The organism is Bacillus sp. LJBS06 (assembly GCF_016924995.1).
GTDB lineage: Bacteria > Bacillota > Bacilli > Bacillales > Bacillaceae > Bacillus > Bacillus stercoris.
The window spans coordinates 791,409-814,390 of sequence record NZ_CP070483.1 but is presented as its reverse complement, the minus strand read 5'-3'; the positions used below and the strand labels follow the sequence as shown (position 1 = coordinate 814,390).

Genomic DNA, 22,982 nt, shown 5'->3' with positions numbered 1-22,982 from the left:
CAGACAGCTCCTTCTCATTTTTTGTAAGCGCTTACCTAAATTGGATTTTATGCGCTGTGTGAGCTGTCTTCAATTTCACTTTTTTGCATCTGCCTATTTCGGCCACTGCACTTTTTTGCGTATGTGTCATTTTTTTGTTACCCGGCTTGGTGATGCTGGGCCTCCGTCTTTTGAAATCCCCTAAGAGCAAAAAACATCATCACAAGCCCAAATAAAAAGGGGCCGTAAAATGGAATCAGGCCGGGAAGCGTATACAGCAAATAAAGGACAAATCCGCACCCGATCAGCATACAGCCGGTCGTCAGCGGGCTCATGGCGCCAAACAGCAGTGCCTGCGGAATATATTTGCGAAGCGGGAGCTGGTAATGCACATAAAGGGGAAACACATACATCAGCGCGATGATATACAATAGCCCTGCAAGCAGCGTGCAGCTTGTTACGGCAAAGGACAGCCAATCCGTACTGGCCGAAAAATAATGATAGTTCGCGGACAATATGAGCAAAAGAGCCGAAAACACCAATCCGATCGCGTTAACTTTGAGAAACTCTTTTTTATAGGTATCGAGAAATAACGGAAATACCGGTACATCTTTTTGCCCCATCAGCCATTTTCTTATCACGGCACACATCGCGGCTGTGCTCGGCGCCCAACCGAAAAGAACGCCGCCCAAAAGGGTAAATAACAGCCACAGCCCGTTGAGCCATGCGATTTTCACCACCGCTTCGCATCCTGCATAAAGTGCATCCGTTACGGTCGTCTTCATCTTCTCACCGCTTGATGTACGGCAAAATCTCTGTAAGCGGCTTTCATGGGCGCCATCTGCCGGAACCCGATTTTTCCTTTAGTTAAAACAGGCCCGTATGTGCTGCCGTCGTCCATCCATTCAAGAATGGGAAGATCATTGATTGAAAAGCGCACATAGCCTTTGTCTTTAATGAGCTTCATACGATACGGAGAATCAGCGTCGTCTGGAGAAGGCAGCGGATCGGCTCCCATTGCGGCGAGGTGGAAACCGCGGCTTTTTCTTAAATTGCAGGTGCGGAATGCTCTTTCCTCCGGGTATTTTCTGCGGAAATATGACAGGTGGAGAGTGTTGATGTCCCCTGAATGATACTCGGGGTATTTTCCCGTTCTTTTCTGGAGACTTGGATCAAATAAATCCTCGCCCCCAATCCCCGCAGCGGAAAAAAACAGCATACATAATCCCGGCTGCTCAATCGGGGAGAAATCCCATGTCACAATGATGCCGTCCGGAAAGGTTTCCGGACACCAAAAGACAAAGTGCGCTTCGTCTTGGACATGTGACAGGTGCATGCTGTGATCATCAAATGAGACCTGTCCGCCACCCTCCATCCGCCAGTTCTTCACATCGCTTTCTGACTGGAGCGAATTACGGTACAGGCACGCGCCTTTCTTATACATGTTCTTTTCCCTCCCGGCTCACAAGATGGTCCTTCAGCGGAAGTCCGAGCTCTTCAATGCCTTCTGCCACAAGCTTCGCAACCTCCATTGCACCTTTTTCCGAAAAATGCGTATTGTCCTCAATGCCGTCGGGATAATTCGGATGTTCATTCGGCTGAAACCAAACGAACAATCGCTTCGACTCCTCAGGACCGTATGCCTCATACAGCACCTTTGTTTTCGCGAGCAGATCAATCACAGGTACATCGAGCTCCTTCGCCAGTGCTTTCATCGCATCGGGATACTCACCGAGTGTATGCTCGATCCGTCCGTTTTCGTCAAAGCGGCGGCGCTGCACCGATGTGACGAAAACAGGATGCGCGCCCTTTTCGCGTGCCGTATCTGCAAACAAAGTAAGGAACTGCTGAAATGTGGAGTACGGCTTCGTCCCCCGCGGTTTTTGGTCATTGTGGCCGAATTGAATCAACAAATAATCGCCTTGTGTCATGCCCTCGGCAATTGCTTGAAGCCTCCCTTCCTCCACAAAAGAATTGGTGCTCGCTCCTCCTTTGGCGTGATTGTGCACCACTACCTCTTCAGAAAACAATTGCCCGAATACCTGCCCCCATCCCGCCATTGGCGCTTCATGAGGCGAGCAGTCACTCACAGTGGAATCCCCGGCCAAAAATACGTGAATCGGTTTCTCCATCACATGTTCTCTCCTTTCACGGCGTTTCCTGATACATTTGCCTGAAGACACCCGGCGGCATGCCGACCTGTTTTTTAAAAATCCGATTGAAGTAATTGTGGCGGTAGCCGACTTCTTCTGACACATCATGAATTTTTTTATTCGTATTGACCAGCAGTTCTTTCGCCTTTTCGATTCTGATCTGGGTCACATAATCGATAAAGTTAATGCCGGTTACTTGCTTAAATGCCTTGCTTAACGTATATGAATTCATGCCGAACGCATCGGCACAGCTTTCCAATGAAATGTCCGCCATATACTGATCGTGAATCATCGTTATCACACGTTCTACCAGCTGCTTTTGCTGTCTGTTTTTTCTGCCTTCAAGCTTGGAAAGGTAAGGCGTCACCACAATATCCATCAGCCAGGCCGCCGCTTCATTAGGTTCACGCAATTCTGAAATATCAAGAAGCAGATTTCGATGCTGAAACAGTTCGCTGGGATTAAGACCGGAATGCAAAATATCCTCCTGAATGCGGGAGAACAGCTGAATCAGAGCAGAATGCACATGCCTGTCTATGGCCGCCTTTTCCGCCAGTTCCTTCATACAGCTATTTATCAGTTCCTGGGCTTCCTGTTTTCTTTCCAGCCGGATGGCCTGAACAATCTGTTTTTCCAGCTCAAAAGGGTAATAAGGGGCAGACTGCTTATCCTGCGGGAAGTCGGCCTGCAAATCAATGACCTGATCCCGATTGGCAAACTGCCTGCGGGATTTGCCGCTTTTCACATCCTGAAATAAAGAAGGGATTTCCGTGACACGTTCCGTCCTGCTGCTCAATGTCGAGGTCAGGCATAGTCCGGTTACATCCCCAAATTGGCGTGCCAGCTCCGTTATATACATTTTGAGATCAGAGCTGTTTGTTGTCACCACAAGCACGGTGACAGAAAGCCGGCCGATATCAAGTATGGAGAGCTGAAAAACGCGTTTAGCCGCCAATTCCTCAGCGATATTAGTCAGTGTAAACACAGCGAGCTGTTCATCATCACAACAGAAGATGCTTTTTTCACAGCGGAGCCCTGTCAATTGAAGGTCCAGCACATGAAACTCGTTTTCGCCGATGTTCCAGCCGGCCTCCTCCATCCGAGATCTGAGACTTTCCTCGTTGTCGTAGTAAAAATCACCCTGCAAGAGATGCTGCAAAAAACTCTTTTTCATATGGGGCGTCTGCCGCAGGAGCTGCTCTTGGAGCTTCCGGCTTTCAAGGGATAGATCCTGCCATCTCTTTTCAATCCACTTGAATTCATCCTGCCCGGATGCCTGCCATACTTTCTTCTCTCCACCGGTAAACAAGCCAAGCAAATGCTGGATGGGACGATAGATTTTTTTTGATGCATACCATGTCATGCATACCGCCAAACCGATGCAAATAACAAGCATCACAATGATTACTTTGGATAAAAACACCATCGGCGCTGTAATGGCAGAAAGAGGCGCCGCTGACACAAAGGTCCATTGATGATGCATTCGGTTCATTTCTCCAAAGGAAACGGAATACACCTTGCCGTCCCATTCCATCTGAAAATGGCCTTTCTCATTCGGCTGTTTTTTTACCTCATGAAGCAAAGTCTTTTCAAAATCTTTTTCCCCCTCATGAAAGAGCACCTCTTGATTTTGATCCAAAAGCAGCGCACTGCCATCAGGATAAGGGGACAAGCTTTGCAGGATCGATGCCATTTCTTTCAGATCAACCGCCAGCATGATCGCGCCGAACGGTTTCTCCGCCGCGCCCGGAATGAGCTGAATCAGCATCGCTTGATTTCCCGACCGCTTCCAATAAATGCTTTGGTCTGAGGCAAGCAGCGAGCGATACTTGCGAAGCGCCTCCCGTTCTGTCAAAGCGCTGTATTCGGGACTCAGCACAAGAGGCCGGGGGCTGTTCAGAAAGATGGAAGCCCGCTCGATCAGCGGCTGCTGGTCCCGCAAAAGAAACAGCTTTTTCGTTAATTGATAGGAAAACGTAAAGTCTTTCTCCAAATCCCTCTCGGCCAATCCGTTTATCAGCGAAGAATCGTAGGCCATCTGGGTGAGAGCCAGCTCAAGCACGCCCAGCTTCTCATCCATTCGGCTGACCTCACGCGCCACCTGTGCTTCATGCGATCTCTGCAGCTCTTTCTCCACCTTGTCGATCGAAAGAAAATAGATTGCGCCGCCAGTCAGTAATCCGGGAATACAGGCAATCAGCAAAATGAAGAAAAAGTTTCTTTTGAAATACGTTCCCTTCCAGCGAGAAACCCGTTCCTTCTGTTGAGGCTGTTTTTTCATCCCTTTCCCCCCGCCGCTGGTCTTTACTGATACACGCGTTTTTTCGTTCTCAACACATCAGCAAGAAACGTCAGCGCAAGCCCCTGTCCCCATCCTTGTATTCGTTTGTAAGGCACCTGTTTGTATCCTTCGGCATTTTTCATGACGGCTGTCCCGGCCGATACCTTGCTGACCCGTCCGTCCTCTTCCACCGCATCCAAAATGGCGGCAAGCGATTTCTGCACATATTTTGTATAGAGCTTTCCGCTCGACAGCAGAGCAGAGGCAATACCGGCCGATGCCGAAACCTCCAGATAAGAATCCGGATCATCCAAAATCGTATGCCACAGCCCTGATTCATCCTGAAGCCGGACAAGCGCGCTCAGCTGGTCTCTGAGCGATCCGTCAATGATCATAAAGGAAGGATGCGTCACCTCAATGAGCGGGAGCGCCTTTGCCATTGTGAGTGCCGCCCAGCCGTTCGCCCTGCCCCAATAAATCCCCGACAGATGATTTTGCGCTTTGTTGTCCCAGGCGTGGTAGTACAAATTCGTGACAGGGTCCTGAAGCACGTCCTCATGTCCGTGAAACTGGCGCAGACCATCTTCAAAATAATCCTCACGCTCCATCACTCTCCCGATTCTCAGCATAAACAGCCCCGCCATCATCAGCGTATCTGCCCATGCCTGCTCAGGAAATACATATTCAGCCGCATTCACCGTATGCTGAAGGATGCCCTCGCCAAAGCGCGGCGCCTTATGCAGCACATATTCCGCCATCTCGCCCGCTGTTTCCAAATACACCTCATCACCCGTCACCTTGTGGAGGAACAAAAGTGTATGCCCGATAGAAACGCCATTGATCGAAAGCGGCGGCAGCCCATCCTCCAGCTGTTCATCCACCCACGTTTTTAGCAGATTGATATATTCCTCGTTTTCCGTCGCCTCGTAGGCCTCCGCCACGCCGTAAAACGCGACGCCGCCCGGCCAATCCCACGCAAAATCCATCTGAAATGTCCGTTTCACGATCCGATCAATGACGGACGCCACCTTTTCTTCATCAAAGATAAGCTGTGCCATCTGCAACACTCCTTTTTATTTTAATCCGGTCGTACTGATGCCCTGAACGATATATTTCTGAAACAAAAAGAATACAAGAATCACAGGCAATAATGAAACGGCCGACATGGCAAACATCGCGCCCCAGTTCGAAGCCGATTCCGTATCGAGAAAAAGCTTCAGCGCAAGTGAAACAGGGTAAAGCTCCGGTTTATTCAAATACAAAAGCGGCTGAATCAGCTCCTCCCACTTCCAATAGAAGGAGAAAATCGCAGACGTCGCGAGCGCTGGGGCAATCAGCGGGAGAATGATCCGCCAAAAGCAGGCAAAGCGCCCGCACCCGTCGATTCGTGCGGCCTCATCCAGCTCCTCGGGAATCGTCCGGATAAACTGGATCATCAGAAAAATAAAAAACGCATGCCCGAAAAATTGCGGAACGACAATCGGTTTAAAGGAATTCAGCCAGTCTAATTTCGCAAACATAATATACTGCGGAATCATCAGCACTTCATGGGGCAGCATTAACGTCCCCATCATGCACGCGAACCAAAACTTTTTACCCTTAAACGGAATACGCGCAAATCCGTAAGCAATGACAGCCGATGACAGGACGGCGCCGATTGTTGACAGCCCCACAATAATCGCCGAGTTTTTAATAAAGGTCAGAAACGGCTGCCCCGCAATGCCCTTCCATCCCTCAGCATAGTTACTGAGAATAAAAGGATCGGGAATGAGAGAATGAGAGGTTGTAAAAATACTGGCGCTTTCCTTAAATGAGCTGACAAACAGCCAAATGACCGGATACAGCAATAACACCGCCAGCGATGCCGTAAAAACATGGAACAGTATGCGTTTGGGCCTGACGCGCCCGTTTTTTTTCCTCTCAAAAACCGGGACTTCTCTGACAGGCTGGTTGACCGGCTCCATCCGTCATTCCTCCTTTGACTCGTAATGAACCCAATAGGACGATGTTTTAAACAGTATCAGCGTTATCAGCCCGACAATGATAAGCATGACCCACGCCATCGCCGATGCGTAGCCCATTTGAAAATAGTTAAACGCCCGCTGGAACAAATAGAGCGAATACAGAAGCGTCCCGTCAAGCGGTCCTCCCTCGCCCTTCGATATGATATAGGCAGGTGTAAATGTCATAAATGCTGAAATTGTCTGCATCACAAGATTAAAGAAGATAATCGGTGTGAGGATCGGAAGCGTGATCTTAAAGAAACGCTGCGCCCGATTCGCCCCGTCCACACTTGCCGCTTCCAAATACGCAGACGGAATGTTTTTCAGCCCGGCCAGAAAAATCAGCATTGATGACCCGAACTGCCAGACGGAAAGCAGAATCAGTGTCCACAACGCACTTGTCGGGTTCTGATACCAGAGAATTTTTTGATCAATCCCGACAAAAAACAGCAGCGCATTGATGACCCCGTCATTGCCAAAAATATTGCGCCACATAATCGCCACAGCCACGCTCCCGCCGATGATTGAAGGCAGATAAAAGAGCGTTCTGTAAATGGCCGTTCCTTTTGCTGCATTGTTTAAGATGACAGAGATAAAAAGCGCGAAGCCGAGGCGGAGCGGAACCCCGGCAAGCACATACGTAAACGTCACCTTCAACGACTGCCAATACTTTTCGTCACCCGTAAACATTTCCTTAAAGTTGTCGAGCCCGATCCATTTCGGCGCCGTAAACAAGTCATAGCTTGTGAAGGACAGAAACAGGGACGCCCCCATCGGAATGACCGTAAAGCATAGGAATCCGATGATAAACGGAGAAATAAAAGCATATCCCGCCAGATTGTCTTTTCTCATACTCCGGCTTTGTTTCATTGCGTCAGCCCCATTTCCCGTCAATTATTCCTCTCTAATATCTCATTGGCCTTTTTCCGGAACGTTTTGGCGGCTTTTTCCGGGGATACCTTCTGATACAGAATCTGATCAGACGTGTCCTTCAGCAGCTTGATGACCTCCGCGCTTCCCACAGGCTCCGGCGGATCGGCTTTGCTGATGTTTTTTGATGCGGTTTCCACATACTTCACAATGTTGGCTTCTTCCTCATTCAGTTTCGGTTTAATCGCATCCGCCACCTTGTCGGATACTGGCACTCCCCGCTCGCCTTTGATCAGCATGTTTGCCTCTTTATTGTTCACGAAGAAATCAATAAATTTGGCAGCCTCTTTTTTATGCTCAGAGCTTTTCGGAATGGAAAACAGCATACTCGGCTTCAGTGTCAGCGCCTTTTCCTCCATTTGCTCCGGCGGCAGATAGAGAGACAGCGGTGAATCTGTCAACCGGGCAAAGCCCAAATATTGATTGGAGTAGTTCCATGTAATCGCTGATTTGCCTTTGACGATAAAATCGTCCTCCATCCCTTTAATCTGTGCGCTTTCATCAGGTGTTGGGGACGTTTTCGCTTTCACCAGCCTCAGCTGCCGTTCAAAATAATCGACAAACAGCTGATCATCCTGATACGCGAGGCCAGTGCCGTCTTCTTTATAAAAACGCTCACCCTTCGTGCGCAAATAATAAGGAAAGAAAATATCAGGGGGATGCATTCCGTTGGAGCCGTAGACGCCGGCTTTTTCCTGAAGATCATACGCCAGCTTCTCGTAATCCTCCCACGTCCAGTTTTCCTGATTGATAGACACACCGGCTTTTTTCAGCAAATCTTCATTCGCAATCACAGACAGCACGTTGACACCTAGCGTAAACCCATAGAGCTTATTGTCGATTTTTCCGCCCGACAGCATATTCTCGTCGATTGAACTGACATCAATCGTTCCATCCTTTGTATACGGCGTTAAATCTTCCAGCTGGTTCTTCTTTCCGTATTGGGCTAAGTAAGCGGTATCCATTTGGATGACATCAGGAAGCTGGCCGGCGGCAGACATGGGCGCTAGCTTTTTCCAATAGTCATCCCAGTTCGCAAATTCCGCCTCAATATGGACGTGCGGATTCTTTTTCTCGTAAAGTTCAATTACCTTTGTTGTATAATCATGCCTTGGCTGCCCGCCCCACCACGCGATTCTGAGTGTAACGTCTTCTTTTTTTCCCGAGGCCTCTTCACCCGCTGAACAACCGCTGAAAAAAAAGACGCAGACAAGCGATAACAGCACGTAACAAATCTTCTTCAAACCAATCCCCCCTTTAATGTAAGTGCTTACATTTATTTTAAAGCGTTCAGATGAGGCGAAACACTCAAAAAACAGTGGCGAAAGTCAAAAAAACAGAGATGGCTATCCTGCGGAAGCGCCTCCCTGTTTTCTTCTGAATTCTGACGGTGTCAGACCGGTATATTTTTTAAAAACAAGACTGAAATACTTCGGATTATCGCCAAACCCAATTTCTTCAGCAATTTCTGATACACTCGCGTCCCGCCTTATTTTCATCTGCTTCATCGCATGCTCAAGACGCACTCGTGTAACATATTGGGAAAACTTCTCGCCTGTTTCCTGCTTAAATAACTTCCCGAGATAATCAGGATTCATAAACAGCATATCCTTCGCCGCCCATTTTAAGGACAGATTCGGATTTCCGAGCTCGTCGGCAATAAGCCTGATCATTTTTGAAATCACTGCGCTCCCATGCAGGTCATCAGCCACTTCAGCTGTGTCCCGAAACAGCTGCCCCGCGTGCCGGAGTTCTCCCGCCTGACTGATAGCCATCTTGCGGTCCGCAAAAACCTCCGCCGCCTTTTCAGCGGCGTCCTCCTCTACAGCGAGCACGGTCCATTCTCCGCTGCCGCAAACCGCAGTCAGCGCCGTCCCGAGTGCCTTTCTAGCCGCGGTATCAATAGATTGGTCCCCTTTTAAGATCAAGAGGCGGACCTTTTTTCCGGCAAGCGAAGGCGGCGGAGACAGCTGGGCGACACCGGCGATCAAGCCTTCCAAGTATTGATCGGCAGCAAAGGAACGGATATGATCAAGCTCGTGTATCAGGTGGTCTGTTTTCTTTTTCCGCACATCTTGCCGCTTCAGCTCAGCAATGATTTCCTCCAGCGAGCTGATAATCTGCTGTTCATTGCAGGGCTTCAGCAAATAATGCTTCACCCCATATTTCATAGCTTCCTTTGCGTACTCAAACTCTCCAAACCCGGACAGGACGATAAACTGCACCGACGGGCTGACGGCTGATACCTTTTTGATTAGCTCAAGCCCGTCCATGCCAGGCATTTTGACGTCTGTGATGACGATATGCGGCTGCTTATGTACAATCTTTTCATACGCTTCATGTCCGTTCTGCGCTTTGCCGATCAGTGAAGCGCCAAGCGCCTCCCACTCAATGATTCCCGCCATTCCATCAAGGATAATCCTCTCATCATCAGCCAGCAGTATTTTATACATCACACCACCTCATTTCGGCACGGTATTGTGATCACAATCCTCGTTCCCTTTTCATGCTTACTTTGAATACGCAATCCGTATGGCTCTCCGAATGTCAGGCTGATGCGCTCACGAATATTCCACAGTCCGATTCCTCTTCCGCCCGTTGATTCAAGAATCCGTTCATCCATGCCAGGGCCGTTATCTTCGACCGTCATACAGACACAGTCCTTCGCCTTTTTCGCCTGAATCCGGATGGCGCACGGCCTTGTAAAGGGTTCAAGCGCGTATTGAATCGCATTTTCCGCAAGCGGTTGGAGCGTTAGTTTTGGAATGAGACAATGCTTGACCTCATCGTCAATATCCAATGTGAAATTCAAACGCTCTTCAAATCGAAATCGCTGAATGGTCATATAGTGGAGTACGATGTCCGCCTCCTCCTGAATGGTCACGATATCCTTCTTCATATGTATACTGTTTCGCAGAAGAAAACCGAGCGATTCCACCATTTTTGAGATTTGCTTTTGCTGATTCGCCTTGGCCAGCCAATTGATGGACTCGAGCGTGTTATATAAAAAATGCGGATTGATCTGGGCTTGCAGTGCTTTCAATTCGGTTTCTTTAATGATGAGCTGTTTTTCCACATTTTCTTCCATCAGCTCATTAATCCGTTTCATCATGACAGTAAAATGGCGGTTCAGCATGCCGGCCTCATCTTGTGTATGCTCCGGCAGAGAAAGCGATACACCCGCTTCAATGCCGCCGTGCTGTACCGATTTCATCGCGGTCACAAGCTGTTCAATCGGCTCCGTGATGCTGTTGGCGATTTTCCTTCCGAAAAGCAAAACCACACAGAAAAAGAGGAGAAAGCAAGTGCCAATCACTGTTTTCATAAAGGAAATTTTTGCGAACATCTGATCAAAGGGGATGACGTTATAGTAGCTCCAATTTTGATAGGATGATTGAAGGTAAGAAATAAAGTAACGTTTGCCATTCTTTTTTATCAAGTCATAACCTGGGTGCTTCAGCGTCTCCTTTGCTGCCTCAGGAACATGCGCTGATGCATGTGCCGTATACACCAAATTCCCGCCTTGGTCAGCAATCATGATGTCTCCGACTGAATCGCCCCAATCCTTCGGCACATCACGAATCATCTGTTTGATATTGACTTGGATCAGCACCATGCCCAAGCCGTTCAAACTCAGCTGGTGAAAGGATCTGATCTGCCGTGCTGAAATCAGAACGGGATCTGACCCGCCGAGCGTCATCCAAAGATTTCTTCCATTTTTCGCTTTCGCTCGCTTAAACACCTCTTCCTGCTCCTGCTTCAAAATATCTGAAGAACTGCTTCCGGCTGAATACTCTGCGCCGCGGGCATCAATCAAATGAATGGAGTCGATGTACTTTTCATCGCTGGCATATCCCGCAAGCTGATCCCACAGCTCCTGCTTCATTTGATATTGATCATACGTATCATCCCGATTTTGCATGCTCAGGATGCGCTGAATCTGTTCGTCTGTAATGATTTCATAAGACACATCCTCTATCTTTTTCAGCTCGTCTTCGATCCTTTCAGAAGACATCCGCAGCACCTCCGAGGACTTGCGGTAAATCTGCTCATCATACACATGAAAGGCATACTGCACCCCGCTGTATACAAACAGAAAGGATACGGCCATAATCAACGATAGAAACACAAACAGCTTATCCTTAATCTTCATCCGCTTGTACCAGCCAGCAATTCTTTTCTTCATGCCGCCTTTTCTTTCTCCTGCCGCTGATCCATTGACCGAAATGCTTTAAAGGACAGCTTCGTTAAGATCAGGCTGAGTAAACTCCCGCTGAAAAACAGCAAAAATATGACATGAAACAGAACGAGACAAAGCACACCGACAGCGCCCGCCGCCATCAAAAGCGTCACCGCCGGACGGCTGAAGGCAATCAAAAAGCTGATGCTCAGCACCTCTTTGATTTTCACGTCAAAATGAGAGAACACCGGGAACACATACAGCACAACAAACGCGAAAATCAAACTGATGCTCAGGAACACGTTGACGAGCACAGGCTGATTCATCTGAGCCGCTATCCGCATATCCGCAAACAGAAACAGGGCAGCCGTCACAACGATGAGCCCGATGATCTGTGATGCCCGCCATTCCTTTTTAAACGCCCGAATAAAGACAGTAAACACCGGGGCATCAGCATTCCCCTTCGCCCATTCTCTCGCCACTGTAAACATCGCGGCAGTAGCGGGCATCAGCCCAAACACAACCAGGCCTGCAAGAGAAAACAAAATCCAAAGCACATTCAAATAGGCCAGTCTCATCACCCATGTACAAAAACGATTCAGCCCATTCGTCACACTGTGTATCATCAACATCACCTTCCCGCTACGGAAAACGCTTTCATTTTAAAGTACTATGTATTTCTCCTTTCGAAAGAAAATTCCTGCCGTTCTGTGAAAAATTCGATATGATGAGAGACAGCCGCCGCCTTATCTTTTCCTGTCACGCCGGATGGCCTTATCGATCAAATATCCGGCAATGGCTCCGCAAATGACATTAAATCCAAGCATTCCGAGCGCAGCCCCTTCCCAGCCGCGTACATACACGAGGCTGTACCAGATCAGAAACACACCAAGGACGATCAGCCCGCCCAATATCCATTCCGGCCGGCTTTTGTCAGGAAACTTCATCCGCATCAAAGCAGATACGCCAGTGAACAGACAAGCCGTCACGATCCCTGTCATAAATAAAATTGGCCACACCATCGCCTGCCCTCCCTTTTTGAAAAAGACAAAAAAGCCTCCTTGAAAGGACGCTTATTCTGTCGTAATCTCTTTCTCAAACAAATGATATCCGGATGCATCAGCACCCATGAATTCATATCCCATACGCCGATAAAAGGAATGCAAGGCGTCGTTATCAGCGACACAGTCAAGCCGGATTCGCGTTTTTCCTGGAAAGTGTATGCCCGTCTCCGCCCATTGAAGGACGCGTGCTCCAAGTCCTTGTCCCGCAAACCGGCGGCTTACTGCGAGGCGGTGCAAATAAATAGACTCCTCATGCCCATCGTCTCCCCAAAGCGTCCGGTCCCACTCACTTGGTTCAGGCAGCAGCATCACGACAGCCGCAAGCTCTTCATCTTTTTTAAACACAAACACATGTCCCTTTTCAATTGACCCCGTGATATCATGTATATCTTGCCCTTTGAGAAGTCCGCTCCATTGGTTAGACCCCCGATCCCGGAGCCATTCAGCTGTTCGGACGAGCAACCCGGTAATCGATTCTGCATCCTCATAGACGGCCGGACACGCGTAAAATCCATCTGCTATCGTTTCGTTCTCAATCTTAAAAGCTGACATAAAGGCCTCCCAATCAAAAAGTAAGCTTGCACACACACCTTGATTATAATGCAGACCAAACCGCAAAAACAGACCATTTTCTCTGTATGTAAAAGGGTGTATGAAAGAGAGGCCAATCTGCCTATTAGAAAATCTTCTTTTTATCCCGTTCTTCTTTTAAAATTTCAACCGCTTCCCTGAAGCGCATGGAGTGCACAATTTCACGCTCACGCAAAAAGCGCAGGGAATCGTTTAAATCAGGATCATCCGAGATATCAATCAGCCATTGATACGTCGCCCGTGCTTTTTCCTCTGCCGCAATGTCTTCATATAAATCGGCAATCGGATCGCCCTTCGCCTGAATATAAGTCGCTGTAAACGGCGCACCCGCCGCATTGTGGTAAAATAGCGCGCTGTCATGATTGACGTAATGATCGCCGAGGCCAGCTTCACGCAGCTGCTCCGGTGTGGCGTCTTTCGTCAGCTTATAGACCATGGTCGCAATCATTTCCAAATGGGCGAATTCCTCCGTACCGATATCTGTTAAAAGGCCGATGACCTTATCTGGAATTGTATACCGCTGGTTCAAATACCGGAGAGCCGCGGCCAGCTCGCCGTCCGCTCCGCCATACTGCTCAATCAAATATTTCGCCAGCGTCGGGTTGCACGTACTGACTTTGACAGGGTATTGCAGCTTCTTTTCATACACCCACATTCAGGCATTCCTCCTTATACTTGCCACGGCCATGGCCCTTTGCCCCAATCCCAATCCTCGCCCGCGGGGCTGTTGCCGAACTGCAGAAGCGGCCCGTAAGAGGATTCGAACTGTCTTTTTAAGTGCCTTGAATAGCCGGAATATTGATTGAATTGCTTCAGCGCATCTTCATCATGAGGATGTGTATTTAAATAAAGACTCAGCTCAACAAGCACAAAATCCGCGGCCTGTATTTGCTCAAGCTGACGATAATACTCGGCGTCAACCTTTTTTGCCATGTGCGTCTCCCCCTCGATAAGGGTTTTCATAAAAATCATAGAGATCCTTCCAAAGGGTGCCTTTCCTTAAAGCCTCCATCGGCGAAAACTGCTCCATGTGCTCAGGCTGAAAGGTCATATAAAGGTTAGGGGGCGTTCTGTAATATTTCTTCCCTATGGGCGGACAGGGATCAAAACGGCTGTGAAAGGGCGTATATGATTTGACAGGCGTAAACGGCTGCATATCCTTCATTCCGGCTCCTCCTTTCTCAAAAACAATGACCTTAATAGGTATGAGGCAGGAGGCATGATTATGACTGAAACACGACTTAGCTTTTTCAATAAGAAGACCTTCGGCTCTGCCGAAGGTCTTTCTAGACTATTCAGTCCAAAATGAGGTCAGTGTTTCCAATACGCAGCATGAGCTGCAGCAAACTTTAAGAGCGAACGAGGTTCTTTTCCTGTCACACGGTTCACTGTATCCGTTACCCGATGTTCCGCACCATGGCTGATTGCTTCATCTAGCCCCGCCATAAAACTGGCATAATCCGCCGGCAAACCAGCTGCCGTCATCCTATTTTGCAGCTCAGAACGAGAAATGCTGACATGCTTCACCCGGCGTCCCGCGGCAGCACCGATGATCTCTGCCGCTTCGGCATAGCTCAGCGCCTCGGGTCCTGTCAGGATATGATGTGTTTGATGAGGGACGGCATCAGTCAAAGCACGGACAGCTGTTTCTGCGATGTCATCAGCATCAATGAATCCTAGCTTTCCCTCACCCGAAGCCGTGACGATGCGTCCCTCATTTTGAATCGACATTTGATGCTGGACGTTGATGAAATTTTGCATAAAGTATGAGGGCCGCAGCACCGTCCATTCAGGAAATTCGCGCACTGCCTGGTGAAGCGCGCCAAACACAGGACCATTCTCGGAGACAACAGACGCACTTTGCATCACTACCCGCTTTACACCAAGACGCTTTGCTTCCTTTAAAAAGGGAAGCACATAGGGAGCCGGATCAAGCACACCGACCGGAGCAACAAGATAGATGTCTTTTACTTGTTCTAGGGCAGGCGTATAACTGGAGGCGTCCATCCAATCAAAATACACATACTCTGCATTTGCAAGCTCGCCCTTTTTTCTGCTTGCAATACGCACCCTGTATCCCAGCTTGATTAAACGGCTGGCGATTCGGCTGCCGACTGTGCCGGTCCCGCCCGTGATTAAAATCGGATTCTGTTTCATCATTTTCCACTCTCCTCTGTTTGCAAAAATGATCCTCCAAATGCCTCTTTTACAACAAGCGGATTCCAATAATCCCTATACCGCACAATGCGGCCGTCTCTCGTTTCGATGACACTGATATAGCTTTGGCGATAAGGCAGTCCAGTCTCAATCACATGCCCGTCACATTGAAACTCCGCAATCATCGTATTCGAGTCCGCTGAACGGTACACTGTCGGAGCCGTAAATGAAGAAAGATGGATCTGCTTAGGATAATCCTTAATATAATCGTAAATAGCCGCTTTTCCTTCTATTCTTTTTGGTGATCCCTCCGGCGCATAAGGAAACTCAAATACAGCATTCTCATCCCAAAGCTCCACCCAGCTCTTCATGTCCTTCTCAAGCATATAAGCCATAAACTTTCTCAAAGTTTCACATGCTTTTTCAAATTCATTCATCAACATTCATCATCACCTCTTTTTTTATTTCCAGACCATTCAGTCCAAAAAATGCACACATGGGCAAAGAATTCTTTACCACATGTTAATCAAGCACTGATAAACTCACGTCAACATGGTCCTGAAGACGATCCATATCTGCCGTCACTTTCGCAATAAATGTCAGTGACAGCCTGCTTTGATTCAGGTACCGGGCAAGCGCAGATATATCAGGATCTTCGCCATTCAATTCTCCTTGATTCTTCGCCCTTAAAAGCGCCTGATAAAAAGCGTCCTCAAGCTGCTTGGATTGTCTTTCAAAATACCGGGCAAGCTCAGGGTCATGCGGAATCTGTTCAATCGCGCTGTTAATGATATAGCACGCCTTCGCCCGTTCCGGATCCCTCAGGGCATTGACACCCTCCTGAAAAATTTCACGAATGGCTTCCATTACAGATCCTGGCGCTTCAAGCCTTTCCATAACGGCAGTGTTTTTTCCTTCAAGATACGATTTCACAGCGGACAAAAACAAATCACGTTTCGTTCCATACGTATCATACAAGCTCTGGCGGGCAATGCCTAAATGAGAAAGCAGTTCCTGAAGAGACGTTCCTTCGTAGCCATACTCTCCGAAAACCTCTATCGCCCTGTGAAGAACAAGCGCCGTATCAAATTCTTTATTCCTCCCCAAAAAACGATCACCTCCTGAAACAAATGTTATCATTTTCCGGACTGAACAGTCAAGAAAAAATAAAAAAAACACTCTTGATCTGCAAGAGTGTCCTCTTTTCACCATCATCTTTTTTATTTAAAGCCGTCTTTTCCCCAATGGCCCATATGGTGGTGATGGTGGCCATAATGACCATCATGATGATGGTGGTGATTATCCTTACCAACATGATGATGGTGGTGATGAAGATTATCTTTTCCATCATGGTGATGGTGATAATAGTGATGATGTCCATCGTTTTCATGGTGCATGCCCGGATAGCTTACAGCTCCCGGAGAGCCTCCATAACCGCCGCTTGGGTAACCGCCGCCATACGCGCCATATCCCGGATAGCCGCCGACTCCTCCATGCATGCCATAGCCTGGATACCCCCCAGACATGCCGTAGCCCGGGTAGCCCCCAGACATTCCATAACCTGGGTAACCTCCAAACATGCCGCCGTAGCCTGGGTAGCCTCCGTACATCCCATAGCCCGGATAGCCTAGTCCTCCATACATGCCAAACCCCGGACGGCCAATGCCGTAGCCTGGAAAAGTGCCAAAACCAGGTCCGCCATAGATCTGTCTTGTATCAGTATCAGTCATATTCACTCTCTCCTTCACTTAGGTTACAGTCCAGAGTATGAGAATATCTTACAGATCGTATAGGCAGCCGCCTACATACAGCTAAAACAATTTCTAGGACAAAAAAAGAAAGCAGGCTATAACAGCCTGCTCACTCCTTACTCGCCTAAATCAACGTTATGATACACCTGCTGAACGTCTTCCAAATCCTCTAAGGCATCAATCAATTTTTCAAACTGTTCCTTCGCATCATCCGGAAGCGTGACTTCGCTTTGCGCAAGCATTGTCAGCTCCGCTACTGTAAATTCCTCAACGCCCGCGTTTTTAAACGCCTCCTGCACTGCATGGAATTGATCCGGCTCCGCATAGACGATCACACTGTCATCCTCTTCCAAAATGTCACGGACATCGACATCCGCTTCCATCAGGATTTCAAGCGCTTCATCAGCCGTTTTGCCTTCCACACCAATAACAGCCGTTGCGTCAAACATGTAAGCAACAGATCCGCTCACACCCATGTTTCCGCCGTTTTTCCCGAACGCCGCACGCACTTCCGGCGCCGTACGGTTTACATTATTCGTCAGCGCATCAACGATAATCATTGATCCGTTCGGCCCGAAGCCCTCATAACGAAGCTCATCGTAATTCTCTTCCGCTCCGCCCTTCGCCTTCTCGATCGCCCGTTCAATGATGTTTTTCGGTACGCTGTAAGTCTTCGCGCGCTCAAGCACAACCTTCAGCGCCTGGTTGGATTCCGGATCAGGCTCGCCCTGCTTCGCCGCCACGTAAATCTCACGGCCAAACTTCGCATAAATCCGACTCGTATTCGCGTCCTTAGACGCCTTCTTCTCTTTAATATTGTTCCACTTACGGCCCATGATGTTCCACTCTCTTTCATATATATCAATCTAAATGCTGTTATTCACTTTATCCATTATACCTCAAATGGTTTGGTTGTTTCGAGTGTCTTGCGTTAGAAATAGAAGGAATGCCGCGGTGGGAAAATCGAACGTCTTCAGTAAAGCAAGAAAAAGCCCTAGCTAAGGGCTTTCTTCTGATCACTGAGTTTATAAGGGGAATGATCAATATACGTCGTATTTCGATCTGTTGATTCCTTAACGCCGCCCGAGTTTGTCAGGAATGGAAACGACATGCTTCCGAAAACTAGAGTAACAGCCAGACACATCATCACTTTTTTCTTAATAGGCATATAAACACTCTCCTTTTAGAATATCTTCTTGAGCTTTCAGCACTTTCCGATAAAACGCAGCAGCTTGTTCAAAGTGACAGCTGCTTTCAAACACAGCGGCAGCACTCCGGGCACATGCTTCAATGTACGCGTGCAGGTTCTTTTTTTCGAAATAGCTTAAAAGATCATGAATTTTGCGTTCATCAACAGTCTCCTTGTACACGGCCTCTAAGAACAGAAACAATTCTTTATAACATTTGTGAGAACGTGTGGTGATACGGTTTAGCCCTTCTTCTATGAAATGAAACGCCTTCTGTGTCTGGCCCGCTTTACATAATGTCCAGCTTAACCCAAACAAGACTTTCGGAAGCAGATCAGGCACTTTCTCTCTGCTCACTTTCGCCGCTTTTTGGAAATGTTCTACAGCCATCTGATCGTCTCCTGATCTGTCATAGCTGTTCGCGATGTTCAATAGTGAAATGGCGATAAACCGATCGTTTTGAATGTCCATTGCCAATTTCAGCGCCGCTTCTAAATGCGGGAGCGCTTTGCCATAGTGTTTGAAATCATCATAATTTCCGGCGATCACAAACAAGCTTTGTATCGTTCTAATGCTGTATAAGGGATGGTTTTGATAAATGTCTAAGGCTTGAAGAATATGATGCATCGACACATGGGTTTGCTTCATGTGATAATACGCTTCCGCCACTTTAAAATGGAATTCCGCTTTCTCAATTTCATCAGACACAACCGGCAGTTCTTTCTCCGCCTCGCGATAAAACCCGATTGCTTCAACATATTCTTTTTGATCAAATTCATACATGCCGCGGAAAAACAAAGAGTAGTATTTCAAAAGGCCTGTGAGTTTTTTCTGAGGGGTCTCAATCGTTTCAAGAAGCTCTGTCACGGTAGGGCGATTCCCGTAAGGTTGTCCCGGCTCCAAATAATCCAGCATCAGCTGGTGCCGAAAACACATCAGAGAATAATAGATCAGCAAATCCTGATCCTCTTCCATCTTCTGAATGTCCTGCTCAACCTCCGCTTTCAGAACCTCAGCATCCGGAACACTGAACTGGCGAATCATTTTATACCATTCATTAATCTTAACACCAACACGCGAAGACGGTATGGCTTGACTCAACGGCTTCCCTCCTTCTCTGTGAGATATGTCATATTCTATCAATCCCAAATTTTGAAAACAATACGAAAGGAAGAATTTTCTTTTTCATCCTGGCAAAAGCATTCAAAACCCCTTTTTCAAAAGCCTTTAATGAAAATAAAACAAAAGCATGGGAACACTATGAACAGATCCTATGTAAAGGAGAATGGCCGATGCCAATCACGCAACTGATCATTAGACTTTTCATCGCCTTTATCACATTGCTGGTGTTAACAAGACTGATGGGCAGAAAAGAAATCTCCCAGATGACCTTTTTTAACTTTGTTTCAGCCATATCCATTGGAACGATCGGGGCCTCGCTTGCCATTGACTCAACAATCAGTATGAGAAATGGATTCATCGCCTTGTTGGTGTGGAGCGCTTTTACAATCATCATCGGGTTTCTGGATATTACATTCCCCGCTTTTCGGTATGCGGTTGTAGGACAGCCTGTCATTCTGATTAAAAAAGGGAAAATCATGGAGAAGGAGCTTAGAAAAGCCCGAATTGATATCGATACTTTGCAAACTTCGCTTCGCAAAAAAAATATATTTTCAATTGCCGAAGTGGATTATGCTATTTACGAATCGGACGGCACTGTATCTGTGTTGAAAAAGGAAGCACACCAAAGCGTGACAAAAAAGGATATGAACGTACAAGGAGCAAACGCGAAAGTATCTCATTCCGCTTCAGTCATAGCTGATGGAAAAGTGAGAGAAGACAATTTAAAAAAATTGCATCTGAACAGGCAATGGCTGATGGATCGGCTAAAAGAGGCAGGCATCCAAAATCCTAAAGAAGTATTTTATGCAGAAGTTCAAACAGACGGCACGCTGTATATCGATCAAAAAGAGGATTCATTCCCTGAATAAAAAAGACCTGTGCCTGCAACATTGTTGCGGCACAGGCCCTTCACTTATTTCATATACGTATTCACCAGCTCGTAACAGCGCTCTTTCGTCTGTTTGGCAAGCTCTTCCGTTTGGACGACTCGGGATAATGAACCGCCGCCCTCCTCATCATATCGTTTCTGGGCCACAGCATCCCTATCCTTTATCCATTGGCGCTGTTTCCCTTTTAATGCCGCCATGTCTGAAGCAGAAAGCTGATTTTGCAGCACACCGTATATCTCGTTCAGCAATCCGTCCCACATTTGATAATTATAACCGTAATCCTCAATCATCTGATAATCACTTTGATAGTCATTGTGCTTTTCTTTCTTTTCTGCCGCAGACAATTTCGCAACATAATCTGTTTTTGTGCTTCCCGTTGTCTGCTCACTGCTCTGTGTATCCGCTGTATCAGGCGATGCGGTTTCCGCAGTCTTCTGAGCTGTCTCTTGCTCCGCAGCCTCAGTCTCGTTTTCATTATCACTTACCAGACTGGTATCCTTTGAGCTGATCGCCGCCTGTCTTTCCCCATTTGAATTTTTCACATTGAAAAGATAAGCTGTTCCGCCGGCAGCCTTCGATTCATAGGACTTCACAAATTCCGCCGTTTCACCGTTTCTCGACAGAATCGTTTTCGCTTCTTCTTTTGTCAGCTTAATATCATCCCCTTGAAGCGACTTGCTGTCCCATTTGTTGATTTTCCAATCGCCATCTTCCTTCACCAATTCAAACGTCCATAACGTGCCCATGTTGTTTAATTCTGTTGCCGGATCTATTGATGAAGCCTCTATCTTATTCTTGTTCTGTTCATATGTAAAACGCACATCGAAATCAGTGCCCGGTTGAAAAGGAGCATCACACTCGCAATAGTACTCTCCAGCCAAATCCTTTAAGGTCTGATCTGCAAACGTCTCCGTTGCATAAGGCAGCACACTAGGCCGCAACTCGCTGAAATCTGCCTTATTCGCTGTGCTCCAGCCATTTTCTGTTCCCGCTTTATCAAATGCGTTGAAGATCGCATCAATATCGTTTTTCAAAGCTGATTTTACTTCCTGCTCCGTTAGCTTCGCAACGCTCGCTTTCTTCACAGCTTGCTTTTCCTGATCCTTATCAGAAGCTCCGCTATCAGAACACGCCGATAATAGGAATAAAACAGATAAAAGCAGCGCACCCAATTTATAACTCATTGTCTCTTCTCACCCTTCTGTTCTCTCATGGTAGCTTTCTTATTTTATAGGTCTTTTGCAGGTTTGTACATTTGATTTTTACATAGGCAGAAAGAGACTGAAATGAATTCTTTTTTAGCTATGCCACAATAAAAAAGAACTTCTCAATGGAAGTTCTCACTTATTTTTCTCATAGGATTGTTTGATCAACCCCATAATATATTCAATGTGTTCGTCATCTTTTATGAAAATCTCATAGTCTCCATTTCCCCAGTGACCGGTCTCAGAGACATCGCGCATTTTCTCCTCGGGATCATGCAATTCTCCCTTTTTCATATTCACCCACACCTTAAGTCCGCTTTTTAAAAGTAGAATATCAACGAAGTTTCGCTTATTAGATGTAAACGCAATATAAAGCTTGGTCGGTTTGATTGAAATATGATCGTCCAAATTAAAAATGAATTCCTTTAGCTGCTGATAAAGCTCTATGATGTCAAACGGCTTCTCTGCAAGATGATCCTCTTCAGAAAACACTTTAATTTCTTTGCTGACCTCTTGAATGGTCTCACTTTGCCGTGAAATGGTCTTTATCGACTCGGAGACGCCATCAGCCTTCATTTGATTCAGCTGAACCAGATCATTTTCGTATCTTTTAATCTCCCACAATTCAATTGGCAGATCTTTAAAATGGATCGATTGCTTTTGATACACCGTAAATACAGGTGAGATAAAAATGACCTTCGACTGCGACCAATCCACATCATCCCGCTTTAACGAAAAATCATGATTTTCATTGTACTCAAGAATGAAATCTGCTTTATGATTGAGCATTGCTGCTAAGTAGGCGTAGCCCTGGTCAACAACACTGAAGTTTTTCGTATTTTTATACTCGATAATCACGAAAGCATTTGTCTCATAATCAAACGCTAACGTATCAATGCGGAAATTGCTGATCCTGAATTCAGATTTCACAAACCTGAGCCCCAACATCCGCTGAAGATTGATTTCACATAAATCCTGAATCTCTTTTTCTTTTTTAAACGGTTTCTCGCGAATATCTTCGATTTGGTTTTGGCTGTTTACTTTATAGAGATACATGCTGGGCTCCTTTTATTTTACTAGTTCCATCAAGGTTTCTAAGGATAGACTCGAAACCGGATTTTGCGTTTTCGTTTTCAGCGTACCGCCAATCAAATAAGAATAGTCACGGCACTCTGCCAATTGAAACCGAACTCTATTATTCGTTTTAGTGAGCTTGGCGGGTTCATCTGATTCCCAAGCGTCAACGATCTTGTAAACATTTAAAATCACACCGCTCCGAACAACAATTGCCCGTTTACATTCCTTTGCTCTGGACAATTTCATATCCCAGTTCCCGCAGGCGCGGTTCGTTAGCGTGTCGCCTTTTTGAATGTCCTTGATCTTTATGATTAAGAAATCTTTATCCAAATGAGCTCTTCCCCTTTTTATTGATCTATCATTATCTTATCAAAACTGTGCACTTAGACACATGCCAAATGACTCATTTTTC

Annotated in this window: 25 protein-coding genes and 2 pseudogenes; 1 reads left to right on the top strand and 26 read right to left on the bottom strand. The window is 46.9% G+C overall.

Going from position 1 to position 22,982, the window contains the following annotated elements; translation table 11 throughout:
- Positions 1-137 precede the first annotated feature (137 nt).
- The 23 genes and pseudogenes from JQX68_RS04015 to rapH all read right to left on the bottom strand — a co-directional run bounded on the left by JQX68_RS04015 (position 138) and on the right by rapH (position 19,377).
- Entirely contained in the window at positions 138-764 is a 627-nt protein-coding gene (locus tag JQX68_RS04015) for a YesL family protein (protein WP_147773026.1), read from the bottom strand.
- Positions 761-1,423 carry a YesU family protein gene (locus JQX68_RS04010; RefSeq protein WP_103750034.1) on the bottom strand — a complete coding sequence of 221 codons (663 nt, stop codon included), beginning with the start codon at positions 1,421-1,423 and terminating at the stop codon, positions 761-763. The genes JQX68_RS04015 and JQX68_RS04010 overlap by 4 nt, the downstream gene beginning before the upstream one ends.
- On the bottom strand, positions 1,416-2,114 hold the full coding sequence (gene rhgT, locus JQX68_RS04005; protein ID WP_147773025.1) for a rhamnogalacturonan acetylesterase: 699 nt from the start codon (positions 2,112-2,114) through the stop codon (positions 1,416-1,418). Before rhgT ends, JQX68_RS04010 begins: the two co-directional genes overlap by 8 nt.
- A gap of 13 nt (positions 2,115-2,127) precedes the next feature.
- Positions 2,128-4,413 carry a transcriptional regulator YesS gene (gene yesS / locus JQX68_RS04000; RefSeq protein ID WP_147773024.1) on the bottom strand — a complete coding sequence of 762 codons (2,286 nt, stop codon included), beginning with the start codon at positions 4,411-4,413 and terminating at the stop codon, positions 2,128-2,130.
- Between the two features lie 23 nt (positions 4,414-4,436).
- Positions 4,437-5,471, bottom strand: a complete 1,035-nt coding sequence (gene yesR, locus JQX68_RS03995) for a rhamnogalacturonyl hydrolase YesR (RefSeq protein WP_040083904.1) — start codon at positions 5,469-5,471, stop codon at positions 4,437-4,439.
- 15 nt (positions 5,472-5,486) lie between these two features.
- Positions 5,487-6,377: a carbohydrate ABC transporter permease gene (locus tag JQX68_RS03990; protein WP_147773023.1), complete on the bottom strand. Its 891-nt coding sequence runs from the start codon at positions 6,375-6,377 to the stop codon at positions 5,487-5,489.
- A gap of 3 nt (positions 6,378-6,380) precedes the next feature.
- Positions 6,381-7,310: a carbohydrate ABC transporter permease gene (locus JQX68_RS03985; protein WP_147773022.1), complete on the bottom strand. Its 930-nt coding sequence runs from the start codon at positions 7,308-7,310 to the stop codon at positions 6,381-6,383.
- On the bottom strand, positions 7,307-8,590 hold the full coding sequence (locus tag JQX68_RS03980) for an ABC transporter substrate-binding protein (protein ID WP_147773021.1): 1,284 nt from the start codon (positions 8,588-8,590) through the stop codon (positions 7,307-7,309). Before JQX68_RS03980 ends, JQX68_RS03985 begins: the two co-directional genes overlap by 4 nt.
- 102 nt (positions 8,591-8,692) lie before the next feature.
- Positions 8,693-9,799, bottom strand: a complete 1,107-nt coding sequence (yesN, locus tag JQX68_RS03975; RefSeq protein WP_147773020.1) for a two-component system response regulator YesN — start codon at positions 9,797-9,799, stop codon at positions 8,693-8,695.
- Positions 9,799-11,532 carry a two-component system sensor histidine kinase YesM gene (gene yesM / locus JQX68_RS03970; protein WP_147773019.1) on the bottom strand — a complete coding sequence of 578 codons (1,734 nt, stop codon included), beginning with the start codon at positions 11,530-11,532 and terminating at the stop codon, positions 9,799-9,801. Before yesM ends, yesN begins: the two co-directional genes overlap by 1 nt.
- Positions 11,529-12,158 (bottom strand): YesL family protein, encoded by a 630-nt coding sequence (locus JQX68_RS03965; protein WP_147773018.1) that lies wholly within the window; start codon positions 12,156-12,158, stop codon positions 11,529-11,531. Before JQX68_RS03965 ends, yesM begins: the two co-directional genes overlap by 4 nt.
- 114 nt (positions 12,159-12,272) lie before the next feature.
- Positions 12,273-12,577: pseudogene (locus JQX68_RS03960) on the bottom strand (YesK-like family protein).
- A gap of 22 nt (positions 12,578-12,599) precedes the next feature.
- Complete coding sequence (locus tag JQX68_RS03955) at positions 12,600-13,142, bottom strand: GNAT family N-acetyltransferase (RefSeq protein WP_014663116.1); 543 nt, start codon at positions 13,140-13,142, stop codon at positions 12,600-12,602.
- A gap of 124 nt (positions 13,143-13,266) precedes the next feature.
- On the bottom strand, positions 13,267-13,836 hold the full coding sequence (gene cotJC, locus JQX68_RS03950) for a spore coat protein CotJC (RefSeq protein WP_014663115.1): 570 nt from the start codon (positions 13,834-13,836) through the stop codon (positions 13,267-13,269).
- Between the two features lie 14 nt (positions 13,837-13,850).
- Complete coding sequence (gene cotJB / locus JQX68_RS03945; RefSeq protein WP_014663114.1) at positions 13,851-14,114, bottom strand: spore coat protein CotJB; 264 nt, start codon at positions 14,112-14,114, stop codon at positions 13,851-13,853.
- Positions 14,098-14,346, bottom strand: coding sequence for a spore coat-associated protein CotJA (gene cotJA, locus JQX68_RS03940; RefSeq protein ID WP_003219489.1), 249 nt, complete (start codon positions 14,344-14,346; stop codon positions 14,098-14,100). The genes cotJB and cotJA overlap by 17 nt, the downstream gene beginning before the upstream one ends.
- Before the next feature lie 126 nt (positions 14,347-14,472).
- Positions 14,473-15,341, bottom strand: a pseudogene (locus tag JQX68_RS03935) (NmrA family NAD(P)-binding protein).
- Positions 15,338-15,781: a nuclear transport factor 2 family protein gene (locus JQX68_RS03930; protein ID WP_040083915.1), complete on the bottom strand. Its 444-nt coding sequence runs from the start codon at positions 15,779-15,781 to the stop codon at positions 15,338-15,340. The pseudogene JQX68_RS03935 and the gene JQX68_RS03930 overlap by 4 nt, the downstream one beginning before the upstream one ends.
- 79 nt (positions 15,782-15,860) lie before the next feature.
- A complete protein-coding gene (locus tag JQX68_RS03925) occupies positions 15,861-16,445 on the bottom strand; it encodes a TetR/AcrR family transcriptional regulator (protein ID WP_014663110.1) in 585 nt (194 codons plus the stop codon).
- A gap of 113 nt (positions 16,446-16,558) precedes the next feature.
- Positions 16,559-17,068 carry a hypothetical protein gene (locus JQX68_RS03920; RefSeq protein WP_040083916.1) on the bottom strand — a complete coding sequence of 170 codons (510 nt, stop codon included), beginning with the start codon at positions 17,066-17,068 and terminating at the stop codon, positions 16,559-16,561.
- A gap of 137 nt (positions 17,069-17,205) precedes the next feature.
- Positions 17,206-17,925: a YebC/PmpR family DNA-binding transcriptional regulator gene (locus tag JQX68_RS03915; RefSeq protein ID WP_003233863.1), complete on the bottom strand. Its 720-nt coding sequence runs from the start codon at positions 17,923-17,925 to the stop codon at positions 17,206-17,208.
- 158 nt (positions 17,926-18,083) lie between these two features.
- The gene (phrH, locus tag JQX68_RS03910; RefSeq protein ID WP_014663108.1) at positions 18,084-18,257 is read right to left on the bottom strand and encodes a phosphatase RapH inhibitor PhrH; all 174 of its coding nucleotides are present in this window, start codon (positions 18,255-18,257) and stop codon (positions 18,084-18,086) included.
- Positions 18,247-19,377 carry a response regulator aspartate phosphatase RapH gene (gene rapH, locus JQX68_RS03905; protein WP_205440539.1) on the bottom strand — a complete coding sequence of 377 codons (1,131 nt, stop codon included), beginning with the start codon at positions 19,375-19,377 and terminating at the stop codon, positions 18,247-18,249. Before rapH ends, phrH begins: the two co-directional genes overlap by 11 nt.
- A gap of 191 nt (positions 19,378-19,568) precedes the next feature.
- On the opposite strand from rapH, the gene JQX68_RS03900 reads away from it, so the two are divergent.
- Positions 19,569-20,267 (top strand): YetF domain-containing protein, encoded by a 699-nt coding sequence (locus tag JQX68_RS03900; RefSeq protein ID WP_205440538.1) that lies wholly within the window; start codon positions 19,569-19,571, stop codon positions 20,265-20,267.
- A gap of 44 nt (positions 20,268-20,311) precedes the next feature.
- Here the strand turns inward: JQX68_RS03900 and JQX68_RS03895 are convergent, their stop codons facing one another.
- The 3 genes from JQX68_RS03895 to JQX68_RS03885 form a co-directional block, all read right to left on the bottom strand.
- Positions 20,312-21,472 carry a lysozyme inhibitor LprI family protein gene (locus JQX68_RS03895; RefSeq protein ID WP_205440537.1) on the bottom strand — a complete coding sequence of 387 codons (1,161 nt, stop codon included), beginning with the start codon at positions 21,470-21,472 and terminating at the stop codon, positions 20,312-20,314.
- A gap of 156 nt (positions 21,473-21,628) precedes the next feature.
- Positions 21,629-22,549: a DUF5655 domain-containing protein gene (locus tag JQX68_RS03890; protein WP_205440536.1), complete on the bottom strand. Its 921-nt coding sequence runs from the start codon at positions 22,547-22,549 to the stop codon at positions 21,629-21,631.
- 12 nt (positions 22,550-22,561) lie between these two features.
- Positions 22,562-22,900 carry a hypothetical protein gene (locus JQX68_RS03885; RefSeq protein WP_040083922.1) on the bottom strand — a complete coding sequence of 113 codons (339 nt, stop codon included), beginning with the start codon at positions 22,898-22,900 and terminating at the stop codon, positions 22,562-22,564.
- Between the last annotated feature and the right edge of the window lie 82 nt (positions 22,901-22,982).